Source organism: Aeromonas australiensis (assembly GCF_000819725.1).
In the GTDB taxonomy this organism is placed as follows: domain Bacteria; phylum Pseudomonadota; class Gammaproteobacteria; order Enterobacterales; family Aeromonadaceae; genus Aeromonas; species Aeromonas australiensis.
This window is the reverse complement of record NZ_CDDH01000069.1, coordinates 126,694-137,635: the sequence shown is the minus strand read 5'-3', so window position 1 is coordinate 137,635 and position 10,942 is coordinate 126,694. Positions and strand designations below refer to the sequence as shown.

The following is a 10,942-nucleotide window of genomic DNA, read 5'->3' as shown; positions in this document are numbered from 1 at the left end:
TTGAAAACCCTTTCCTTTGATTAAGGTCAGTAACAAAAATTTACCGTTAACTATCAACAGCTTATGGGGAGACCTAAAATAATTCATCCTGAATAGGTTTTCAGAGATTGCCAAGCCTTGAAAATCACTGAAAATAGAATTCAATACGGCACATTGAAACCGATTTCAATGTGCCTTAAAAATTACAGAATAAATATTAAACAACGATTACATCCATCAAAGATGTGCTTTGAACTGATTACTCAATGGATCGTAATGGTATCCGATCTCATCCAGACGCCCTGCCAACTGCTCTTCACTCATAGCATAGTAGGCCAGCAACTCATCCAATCCATCACACTCAAGTCTTAGCTTCTCATTGATGATGCCCAGCAAGATGTTCGCATCCAGACGCTGTAAAGTACTGATATCCATGGCGGCACCCCCTTTATAGGAACTGTATAACCATGGGCGGTTAAGCACGGTTTGTCCATAGTATGAAAAACACCCAGCCAGATTTATTTAAATAATCTTTAAAAACATAGGCTTACTAAGACAGCATGCCAACCGCATCACATTTTTCAGCACAAACACCTTGTCACTGCCCCAAGATAGCAATACTGTATGCACATACAGCTTGGATATTCATACAGGAACAGGCATATGAACCAGCCCCAGCACACCTCCCCTTTTGCGATGAATCGCGCCCTGAGCAAGCCCTGGCCAACCAGAACCGCCTGCAACGCAACGTTGGCTCATTATGGTGTGACTATTCAGTCTGATGATCAGTTCTTGATTGAACTGACCAAGCTGGAGGGCTCTCATACTGGCTGGATCCTGTTGATCGCCCCGCCAGGACGCCCAACAATACGTCACCTTGAAGAGCAAGGCATCGATCCCAACAGAGTACTGGTGGTACATAGCCCCAAAATCAAGAACTGGCAGCAGACCTTGGAGCGTAGTCTAGGCAATGGTCACTGCGCCGCCGTGTTTACCTGGCTACCCGAGCAGATCGAGCTGGATCACGCCAAACTGCAGCGACTGGGACAACAATCTGGCGTATTCACCCGCTTCTTTGGCGCGAAACGGACTAACCCCGGCGCACCACTGCTGGCCTATGCAGAGCAAGATATCTATCTCAACCATTAAGTGAACAGCGAACGCCGATACAGACTTATCCAGTTATTCGTGACTGTAACGCATATGCCATCGGACACCAGCCGACAAGGTACACTGTGGCGCTCTACTGAGGGAGGCATGAACCAGAACCTGACGATGGGCAGCAAAGGTCATTTGGCCTTGCAACATGCTGGTACTGCTGGTCATAGCTAGGAAATGGCAAATTTCGCACCAAAGTGACCCGCTCCTTGAAATACCGTGTCACACGAGGTATAACCACGCGTTTTATCAGGTGTATTAAGTGAGCGGTATGATGCAAACCTCCTTTTGGCAGACCAAGACTCTGCAGCAGATGACTGAGTCCGAATGGGAATCCCTCTGCGATGGTTGTGGCAAATGCTGCCTCAACAAGCTAATCGATGAGGATACCGACGAATTGGTGTTCACCAACGTCGCCTGTAACCTGCTCAATACCAAAAGCTGTCAGTGCTCTGATTACGCAAATCGTTTCAAAAAAGAGCCTGACTGCCTGCAAATCACCTATGACAAAATCGCCGAATATGACTGGCTACCCTCAACCTGTGCCTATCGCCTGCTGGCTGAAGGTGGCGTCCTGCCAGAGTGGCACCCCCTGCTGACCGGCAGTCGCTCCGCGATGCATCAGGCAGGTCAATCCGTCCGTGGCAAGGTCATTCACGAGGATCAGGCCGGAGAATGGATTGATCACATCATCACCTGGGCCAACTGATACGCTCAACTCGCTATTTTCAAATAAACAAGGGCTGCATTAGATGCAGCCCTTGTTGTTTGTGCAAGCAGGGAGTGCCGCCTTGCGGATCATCACTCTGATACGTAACCATAAAAAAACCGGCGCCTGGGCGCCGGTTTTTGCTCACTACATCTCGATTACAGAGAAGCGGTGAAGGTACGGGTGATGACGTCTTGCTGTTGCTCTTTGGTCAAAGAGTTGAAGCGAACGGCATAACCGGATACGCGGATGGTCAACTGCGGATACTTCTCCGGGTCTTCCATGGCATCCAGCAGCATTTCACGGTTCATCACGTTCACGTTCAGGTGCTGACCACCCTCTACGTTGGCTTCGTGGTGGAAGTAACCGTCCATCAGGCCAGCCAGGTTGGCTTTCTGAGCTTCCATATCTTTACCCAGTGCATTCGGCACGATGGAGAAGGTATAGGAGATACCATCTTTAGCGTAAGCAAACGGCAGCTTGGCAACGGAAGTCAGGGAAGCAACGGCACCCTTCTGGTCACGACCGTGCATCGGGTTGGCACCCGGGCCGAACGGCGCACCGGCACGACGGCCATCCGGAGTGTTACCGGTCTTCTTGCCATATACCACGTTAGAGGTGATGGTCAGAACAGACTGGGTAGCCACGGCACCACGGTAGGTGTTCAGCTTCTGGATCTTCTTCATGAAGGTCTCAACCAGCTCACAGGCGATATCATCGACGCGAGCGTCGTTGTTACCGAACTGCGGGTATTCACCGTCGATTTCGAAGTCGATGGCAATGCCATCTTCATCACGGATCGGCTTGACCTTGGCGTACTTGATGGCAGACAGGGAGTCAGCCGCTACAGACAGACCCGCGATACCACAGGCCATGGTGCGATAGACGTCACGGTCCATCAGCGCCATCAGCGAAGCTTCGTAGCTGTACTTGTCGTGCATGTAGTGGATGATGTTCAGCGCAGCAACGTACTGCTTGGCCAGCCAATCCATGAAGTGATCCAGGTTGCTCATCACTTCGTCGTAGTTCAGGTACTCGGAGGTGATAGGTGCAGTCTTGGGACCAACTTGCAGCTTGAGTTTCTCGTCCACACCGCCGTTGATTGCATACAGCATGGTCTTGGCCAGGTTGGCACGGGCACCGAAGAACTGCATGTGTTTACCGACAACCTGCGGGGAGACGCAGCAAGCGATGGCGTAGTCATCGTTGTTGAAGTCCGGACGCATCAGATCGTCGTTCTCGTACTGAACAGAAGAGGTCTCGATGGAAACCTTGGCACAGTACTTCTTGAAACCGACCGGCAGCTTCTCGGACCACAGAATGGTCAGGTTCGGCTCAGGGGACGGGCCCATGGTGTACAGGGTGTTCAGCATACGGAAGCTGTTCTTGGTGACCAGGGTGCGGCCATCAACGCCCATACCGGCCAGGGTCTCGGTCGCCCACATCGGGTCGCCAGAGAACAGTGAATCGTATTCCGGAGTACGCAGGAAGCGAACCATACGCAGCTTCATGACCATGTGGTCCATCAGCTCCTGGGCTTCTTGCTCGGTGATCAGGCCTTTTTGCAGGTCACGCTCGATGTAGACGTCCAGGAAGCTGGAGGTACGACCGAAGGACATGGCTGCGCCGTTCTGGGACTTGACTGCCGCCAGGTAGGCGAAGTAGGTCCACTGTACAGCTTCTTTGGCGTTGGTAGCAGGTACGGAGATATCGCAGCCGTACTTGGCAGCCATCACTTTCATCTGTGCCAGGGCACGGTGCTGCTCGGAGATCTCTTCGCGCAGACGGATGGTGGCTTCCAGGTTGACGCCGTTTTCCAGATCAGCTTGCAGGGACTTGAACTGGGCCAGTTTGTCGGCCATCAGGAAGTCGATACCGTACAGAGCAACACGACGGTAATCACCGATGATACGGCCACGGCCGTAGGCATCCGGCAGACCAGTGATAACACCAGACTTACGGCAGTTCAGAATGTCTTTGGTGTAAACGTCAAACACGCCCTGGTTGTGAGTCTTGCGGTACTCGGTGAAGATCTTCTCAACCATCGGGTCCAGTTGACGACCGTACACTTCGCAAGACGTTTTAACCATCTTGATACCGCCGTTGGCGATGATGGCGCGCTTGAGCGGCTTGTCAGTCTGCAGACCAACGATCTGCTCCAGGCTCTGATCGATATAACCGGCATCGTGTGCGGTAATGGTGGAGGGCAGGTCAGTATCAAAATCGACCGGCGCATGAGTGCGGTTCTCGATCTTGATCCCTTCCATGACCTTGTCCCACAGCTTGGTGGTCGCTTCGGTCGCGCCAGCCAGGAAGGACTCGTCACCTTCATACGGGGTGTAGTTCTTCTGGATGAAGTCACGGGTGTTGACAGAGGTCTGCCATTCACCGGCCGCGAAGCCTTCCCATGCTTTTTGGAACTGTTCGTTAAGTTCTGCCATTTTCATTACCTCACACGGTATTGATGTAGTATCCCGCAATCATCCTTAATGATGACGACGGAAGATAAACCAGTAAGTCAGACCAACCATCACGCCACCACCGATGATATTACCGATGGTCACGGGGATGAGGTTGTGTAGGACAAAGTTGGATACGGTCAGGTCAGCAAAGGTTGCCGGATCCTGGCCGATGGCCTGCCAAAATTCCGGACTAGCCACGCTGTGGATAGCGATACCAACCGGAATCATAAACATATTTGCAATGCTGTGCTCGAAACCTGATGCCACGAACATGGCAACCGGCAGCAGCATCACCATCACCTTGTCAGTGGCGGTGCGGGCCCCAAAAGCCATCCAGACAGCCAGGCAGACCATCAGGTTACAGAGGATACCCAGCGCCAGCGCTTCGAAGAAGGTGTGATGGATCTTGTGCTGAGCCACTTTCAGGGCATTGAGACCCCACTGACCATCAGCCGCGGTATATTGCGCCGACATAATGATAAGGCCGACCATGATGAGGCCGCCAATCAGGTTGCCAAAGTAGACCAGTCCCCAGTTTTTGAGCAGTTGCGCCCAACTGATGCGATTGGCGGCCTTGGCCACCAGCGTCAGGGTGGTGGAGGTGAACAACTCGGCGCCGAGCAGTACGCACAGGATCAGGCCGAGAGAGAAGCAGAGACCGCCAACCAGCTTGGCCATCCCCCAGGACATGGTTCCGGAGCCTGTGGTTACCGTAATGTAGAAGATAAACGCGATAGCGATGAAGGCGCCTGCGGTAATGGCCAGTGGTATGGCCTTGTATGCCGGCTTGGTAGCCTTGGCATAAGTGATGTCTTCAGCCAGTGCAGCGATGGCTTCGGGCTTGAGACAATCGAATGGGGATTCAGCTTTCAATTATTTTCTACCTGAATATGTTGCCTGTTGAAATCATAACAAAGGCCCAAATGGCCAAAATTGACATTGATCAAATTTATCAGAGTGCGATTGTAATTTTACTACAAAAAATTGAGCCGGATGGCTACACCTCTTTACACCAGGTTTCAGCTGAAACAGAAATACTTGTTTTTTAAAATAATGATTTTAAAGAATTTATATCACAAGGCAGCAATCATGCATTGGCAAGATATCTTTGCAGATAGCAAACATCTCTCCTACCCTGTTGGCAACCCCCTTAGGGGTATTTTTTGTTTTTTATTTCATCTTTGAATAACAATCCCACGCCTTGCCGCACAATAAGCAGAAGGGGCCACACGGCCCCTTCTTTTACAGCAACGATCAGACCCAGTGATGGGCTCGCTTGGCTTTTTGCAGCTTCTCATAGGCCGCCAGCAGCTTCTGGTGCAGCGGGAACTGGGCAAGCGACAAGTCGGCCGCTTCCAGTCCGTGGAAGCGCGCTTCACCGCTGGCGTTGGCCCATGCATGCGCCAGGGTCTCTTCGCCATACATGCGGGTGAAGACGGCGCGATACTGCTCCGGATCCCGCTCCTCGTCGAGGAACAACTCGACGCAGGCACGCAGGGCCCGGTAGTAACTGGCACGTTCGGCAGGGAACACCGACTGGTTGAACTCCATGGTCCAGTCGATGAGATCCAGCGCGGTCTCCAGCTCACCGGCAGCCAGCGCCAGCATGGCTTTCAGCTCGCCCACCCGCAGGGTATGCAGCGCGGTGCCCTTGGCGGCAGCGATGCCCAGCAGCTCGCGTACACGGGTCCGCTCGTCGTGACCCTCTTCATCCAGCTGGTCAAACAGCGCCATGTACTGCTCTGAGTCCCACTCCAATGTCGGCAGGGCAAGAATGGTCTCCCGCAGGTGGGCCCCCATGGTGTTGTTGGCCAGCAGCAGATCTTCGACCGGATAGATATCGGACATACCCGGCACCAGGATGCGACAGGCATAGACACCGAGGTGCTCGTAGTCAGCGATATAGACCGGTTGTGCCAGCTCGTGGAAGATGCCGATCAGGTGATCGAACTCCTCCTGCGAGGTGCCGCGAAAATCCCAGTCGGCAAACTCGAAGTCGGCCTCTTCCTTGAACAGGTCCCAGCTGATAAGCCCGGATGAATCGATGAAGTGGGTCTCCAGGTTGTGGTGATCCGCCACCTGCTCATTGTCGAATGAGGGCGGTACAAACACATCCAGATCTTTCAGACCACGACCCTGCAGCAGCTCGGTGACGGTGCGCTCGAAGGCCACTTCAAAACGCGGGTGGGCACCGAAGGAGGCAAAACAGGTGCCGTTGTTCGGGTTGAGCAGCACGACGCAAATGACCGGATAGCGGCCACCCAGGGAGGCATCAAAGCTGTAGATGGGGAAGCCTTCCGCTTCGAGCGCCGCGATGGAAGCGGCGATCCCCGGATAACGGGCAATCACCTCGTCCGGGATCTGTGGCAGGCTGATGGCCTCGGCGATGATCTTGTTCTTCACGTGGCGCTCGAACACTTCAGACAAGCCCTGGGTACGAGCCTCGGTCTTGGTATTGCCGGCGCTCATGCCGTTGGAGACATAGAGGTTGCCGATAATGTTCATCGGGATGTAGACCGTCTGGTGGTCGGACTGACGCTCGAACGGCAACGCCACAATACCGCGCTCCTCATTACCCGATTGCAGGTCTACCAGCATGTCGGCGGTCACTTCACCGTCCGGGTTGTAAAACTTGCGGGTAAAGGGGTCGAGCAGGCCGGCCGGCAGTTGATCTCCTTCGATGGGGAACCACTTCTCGTTCGGGTAGTGAACGAAATCGCCGTTCGCTACCTGCTCGCCCAGATAGAAGTCGGCGAAGAAGTAGTTGGTGGAGAGACGCTCGAAATATTCGCCAAGGGCGGAGGCAAGCGCCGCCTTCTTGCTGGCGCCCTTGCCGTTGGTGAAGCAGAGGGCGCACTCCTTGTCCCGGATATGCACCGACCAGACGTTCGGCACGGGGTTGAGCCAGGAGGCCTCTTCGATATCAAACCCCAGGGCTTGCAGCTTGGTCTGGAAGCGTTCGATGGAGTCTTCCAGCGCCGCGTCCTTGCCGGGAATAAAAGTGTGGTCAGTCATCACGATATCCTGATTTTTATTGGCTCATGTTCGGCCGCAGATAATAGCAGGGGGCGGCGACTTTGGCAGGACAAAAATCAGTAAACAGGGATGAGTCGCACGGTGAGAAACCGGTTTCCCCCCTCTCCCCGCCCCACAAACAACGCGGGCCCGGGGATTGCCCGGGCCCGCTGGTTAAGCGACGGGATAAAACCGTCAGAGCTGCATGCCCTGGCTGGCGATCACCTGGCTGTACCAGTGGAAGCTCGCCTTCTTGATCCGGCGAAGAGAGCCTCCCTGCTCATCCCTGTCCACATAGACGAAGCCGTAGCGCTTCTGATAGCCGTTGAGCCAGCTCAGGATGTCGGTGAACGACCAGGCGCAGTAGCCGAGCAATTCCACCCCATCCTGCATCGCCTCCTGGCACGCCTTGACGTGGCTGCGCAGGTAATCGATGCGGTACGCATCGTTCACCTTGTCGCCCGCCTCCAGCTTGTCGAACTCGCCAAGGCCGTTCTCGGTGATCATCAACGGCAAACCGTAACGGGAAGAGAGGCGACGCAGGGCGATGCGCATCCCGGTCGGGTCGATGGCCCAGTCCCAGTTGCTGGTCTCAAGGTGCGGATTGGGCGCCGTCTTGTAGAGGCCGGGAATGCCGCTGGACGGCGTAGTGCCCTTCTTGCCGGTGGTGTTGATCCGCTGCAGGGTCTGACCGCCCAAGGGATTATCTGTGTAGGTCAGGGTGTAGTAGTAGTTGACGCCGATATAGTCAGGCGTCCCCTCGCGTAGCAGCGCCATATCGCCCGGCAGGATCTCCGGCGCCTCACCGTTTTCCCGCAAGTAAGCGAGCGCCGCCTGCGGATAACGGCCAAAGCAGTAGGCATCCAGCCACCAGAGGTTGTTGAACTCCTCGGCGTTCTCATAGGCCAGCATATCTTTCGGGTCGCACGACGCCGGATAGGCAGGGGAGTAGGCAAAGCTCGGGCCGATGAGGCCATTTGGCACATGCTGTCGAAACGCCTTGATCACCCGGGCGTTGGCCAGAAACGCGATATGGTTGGCGGCAAAGAAGCGCTTGCGATCCTGCACAGCGGGCGGATGGGTGCCGAGCTGATAGGCGTTAGTCAGGTTGTAGTTCTGCTCGTTAAGTGACACCCAGTACTTCACCTTGCCGGCAAAACGCTGATAGAGGGTCACGCAGTAGCGCTCGAAATCGGCGATAATGCGTCGGTCTTCCCAGCCGCCGTACTCATCCTGCAGCGCCTGTGGCAGATCCCAGTGATACAGAGTCAGCACCGGCTCGATCTGGTGGGCCAAGAGGGTGTCGATCAGCTTCTCGTAGAAAGCTAGACCCGCCTCGTTCACCTCCCCCCGACCGGTGGGATAAATGCGCGGCCAGCTCACCGAGAAGCGGTAGGCCTTGAGCCCCATCTCGGCCATCAGCGCCACGTCCTCTTCCATGCGGTGGTAGTGATCCACCGCCACATCGCCGTTGCTCCCCTCAAAGGTCTTGCCCGGCAGCTTGGTGAAGAGATCCCACACCGAGGGCCCCTTGCCATCGGCATTCCAGCCCCCCTCCACCTGATAGGCGGCGGAGGCGGCGCCCCACAGAAAATCGCTCGGGAAGTCGTTGAACTTGTGGTGATGCATCTGGTGTTGCTCCTGCTGCGCGGATGGTGTCAGCCATCTTTGATAACTCGGCGCCCCCTGTCGGGGCACCCGAAATGAATTGGCATCAGCATCCAACACTTCTAAAATTCCGTCCAATGACAAATGTGACCACTCAACATTCCCAAGGGGAATGCAAGGAACCCTGATGGAGCTACGGGATCTGAAAGCCTTCGTCACCCTGGGGGAGGTACTGCACTTCGGCCAGGCAGCGGTGCGCCAGCACGTTACCCAGTCAGCCCTGAGCAAACAGATAAGACGGCTGGAGGAGGAACTGGGGGGTGAGCTGTTCGAGCGCAACGCCAGTAGCACTCGCCTCACCGGACTGGGCAGGGCGCTGTATGAGGATGCCCGCGCGGTGGTCATCCAGAGCGAGCAGCTCTCGCGCACCGCCCGCGACGTGCTGGCGGGCAACGTGGGCACCCTGCGTATCGGCTTTGGCGTGGCCACCAAGATCCTGGTGCCCGCGGCCATCGCCCGTTTTCGCGCCGAGCGGCCGCAAGTGACCATCGAGCTCAACGATCTCTCCACCCACCACCAGCTACTGGCGCTCAGTGAAGGCAAGCTGGATCTCGGTTTTTGCCGCCTGCCCGCCCCCAAGGGGTGGCACGCCCTGCCGGTGGTCGAAGCCCACTTTGTCGCCGTGCTGCCCGCCAGCTACCGCGATGTGAGGGAGTTGGCGGATCTGGTGGACAAGCCGCTGGCGATCCTGCGTCGGGACAAGGCGCCGTCGTTTTATGATCACCTGATGAACTATCTGGCCCAGAGCGGGCTGCGTTTTCGCGATATCCAGTACGTCAACGACTTCGCCGCCGGGGTTGCCACCGCGGCCGCCGAGATCGCCTGGACCCTGGTCCCCTCCTCCACCACCATAGAGCACCCGGATGTGCTCACCCTCCCCCTGAGAGATGGGGAAGCCTGCTGGACCATTGGCCTTATCCGTCCGCCCCACAGCAAGGGGCCCTTGATCGACGCCTTCTGGGCAACCATCGCCGATATGACGCCAAGATAGACACACCGCAGACAAACAGCAGATGGCGGCGGTGCATCAACGATAGCGGGCGGTGATACGAGCCAACTCACCACTTTCACGCAACTGTTGCAAGGCGCTGTTGAACTCGGTTATCCGGGTATTGAAGCGGGAGTGCTTGCCGATGCAAAGATTGAACGGCGTCGAGGAAAGTAGCAGCGGCACCTCAACCACCAACCCGGAGAGACCCAGTTGGTTGAGTTTGAAGCGCGCCACCAGTGGATCTGTCACCATCAGATCCCCCCGACCCGCCGCCAGCATTTTGAAAACATTATCGACATTGATGGTGTGGTGAACGGTAAAACCCGCCAGGTTCTCCTTGCCCCAGCCGTTACCAAAATAGTCGAGAAAGGTGAACGATTTGAAGTCGTTCAGGCGATTGGCACGCTGAAAATCGGTCATCCGGGGGTGGCCAAGCCGGGTAAATACCGTCAAGACGGTCGTGGCGACCGGCTCTTCCACCACCAATGTGTAGCTGCGCCGCTCCTGAGTGGCGACGGTGACAAAACCATCGGCCAGTGCCATCCGCACCAGTTTTTGCGCCCGCTGCCACGGATAACCTTCATGGCGCACCCGCAACCCCATCTGCGCCGCAACCCGATCCATCACATCGATCATCAGACCGCGCATCTTGCCCTGTTCGTCACGCCATGAATATGGGGCAAAGTCGTCAAAGTAGACCATTTTCAACTCGGCCGCCGGTGCCGCCCAGACACTCTGCCACATCAGCAATCCCCACAGGATTGCACTCCTCATAACAACACCCATGGCCACGACTCCATCCACTGCTACCAACTCTGAGCCTAGTGCAAAGCGGGCTGCGGCAAGGATCAAAAGCCAGTGAAAAAGTGGCCAGCAAAAAAGAGAGGGGAAGCAGTGGCTTCCCCTCTCTCGTTCGTTTTTCAGCACACCACCTTATCGCTGGCGGTCACGGTTTGCCGG

9 protein-coding genes are annotated in these 10,942 nt (G+C 55.9%); 3 read left to right on the top strand and 6 right to left on the bottom strand.

The genetic code is table 11. From position 1 onward, the window contains the following. Positions 1-216: 216 nt before the first annotated feature. Entirely contained in the window at positions 217-414 is a 198-nt protein-coding gene (locus BN1117_RS11725; RefSeq protein WP_040097576.1) for a DUF4250 domain-containing protein, read from the bottom strand. 228 nt (positions 415-642) lie between these two features. Here BN1117_RS11725 and BN1117_RS11720 point away from each other — a divergent pair, with 228 nt between their 5' ends. Next, entirely contained in the window at positions 643-1,128 is a 486-nt protein-coding gene (locus BN1117_RS11720) for a cell division inhibitor (RefSeq protein ID WP_040097573.1), read from the top strand. A 283-nt stretch (positions 1,129-1,411) separates the two neighbouring features. After that, the gene (locus BN1117_RS11715; protein WP_040097571.1) at positions 1,412-1,846 is read left to right on the top strand and encodes a YcgN family cysteine cluster protein; all 435 of its coding nucleotides are present in this window, start codon (positions 1,412-1,414) and stop codon (positions 1,844-1,846) included. A gap of 158 nt (positions 1,847-2,004) precedes the next feature. Here BN1117_RS11715 and pflB read toward each other — a convergent pair whose 3' ends face one another. The 4 genes from pflB to BN1117_RS11690 all read right to left on the bottom strand — a co-directional run bounded on the left by pflB (position 2,005) and on the right by BN1117_RS11690 (position 8,952). Further along, on the bottom strand, positions 2,005-4,287 hold the full coding sequence (pflB, locus tag BN1117_RS11710) for a formate C-acetyltransferase (RefSeq protein WP_040097570.1): 2,283 nt from the start codon (positions 4,285-4,287) through the stop codon (positions 2,005-2,007). A gap of 45 nt (positions 4,288-4,332) precedes the next feature. Then, complete coding sequence (gene focA, locus BN1117_RS11705; protein WP_040097568.1) at positions 4,333-5,181, bottom strand: formate transporter FocA; 849 nt, start codon at positions 5,179-5,181, stop codon at positions 4,333-4,335. Positions 5,182-5,562: 381 nt separating this feature from the next. Beyond that, a complete protein-coding gene (ycaO, locus tag BN1117_RS11695; protein WP_040097565.1) occupies positions 5,563-7,323 on the bottom strand; it encodes a 30S ribosomal protein S12 methylthiotransferase accessory factor YcaO in 1,761 nt (586 codons plus the stop codon). A gap of 195 nt (positions 7,324-7,518) precedes the next feature. Next, positions 7,519-8,952 (bottom strand): glycoside hydrolase family 1 protein, encoded by a 1,434-nt coding sequence (locus tag BN1117_RS11690; RefSeq protein WP_040097563.1) that lies wholly within the window; start codon positions 8,950-8,952, stop codon positions 7,519-7,521. Between the two features lie 166 nt (positions 8,953-9,118). Here BN1117_RS11690 and BN1117_RS11685 point away from each other — a divergent pair, with 166 nt between their 5' ends. After that, on the top strand, positions 9,119-9,982 hold the full coding sequence (locus BN1117_RS11685; RefSeq protein WP_040097561.1) for a LysR family transcriptional regulator: 864 nt from the start codon (positions 9,119-9,121) through the stop codon (positions 9,980-9,982). A gap of 36 nt (positions 9,983-10,018) precedes the next feature. On the opposite strand, the gene BN1117_RS11680 is transcribed toward BN1117_RS11685, so the two are convergent. Further along, positions 10,019-10,768, bottom strand: coding sequence for a substrate-binding periplasmic protein (locus BN1117_RS11680; RefSeq protein ID WP_040097560.1), 750 nt, complete (start codon positions 10,766-10,768; stop codon positions 10,019-10,021). Positions 10,769-10,942 lie beyond the last annotated feature (174 nt).

Excerpts from the sequence above, each read along its gene's own strand:
- BN1117_RS11685 (WP_040097561.1), top strand. The coding sequence starts at position 9,119 with ATGGAGCTACGGGATCTGAAAGCCTTCGTCACCCTGGGGGAGGTACTG.
- BN1117_RS11720 (WP_040097573.1), top strand. The coding sequence starts at position 643 with ATGAACCAGCCCCAGCACACCTCCCCTTTTGCGATGAATCGCGCCCTG.
- BN1117_RS11680 (WP_040097560.1), bottom strand. The coding sequence starts at position 10,768 with ATGGGTGTTGTTATGAGGAGTGCAATCCTGTGGGGATTGCTGATGTGG.
- BN1117_RS11690 (WP_040097563.1), bottom strand. The coding sequence starts at position 8,952 with ATGCATCACCACAAGTTCAACGACTTCCCGAGCGATTTTCTGTGGGGC.
- BN1117_RS11715 (WP_040097571.1), top strand. The coding sequence starts at position 1,412 with ATGCAAACCTCCTTTTGGCAGACCAAGACTCTGCAGCAGATGACTGAG.
- pflB (WP_040097570.1), bottom strand. The coding sequence starts at position 4,287 with ATGGCAGAACTTAACGAACAGTTCCAAAAAGCATGGGAAGGCTTCGCG.
- ycaO (WP_040097565.1), bottom strand. The coding sequence starts at position 7,323 with ATGACTGACCACACTTTTATTCCCGGCAAGGACGCGGCGCTGGAAGAC.
- BN1117_RS11725 (WP_040097576.1), bottom strand. The coding sequence starts at position 414 with ATGGATATCAGTACTTTACAGCGTCTGGATGCGAACATCTTGCTGGGC.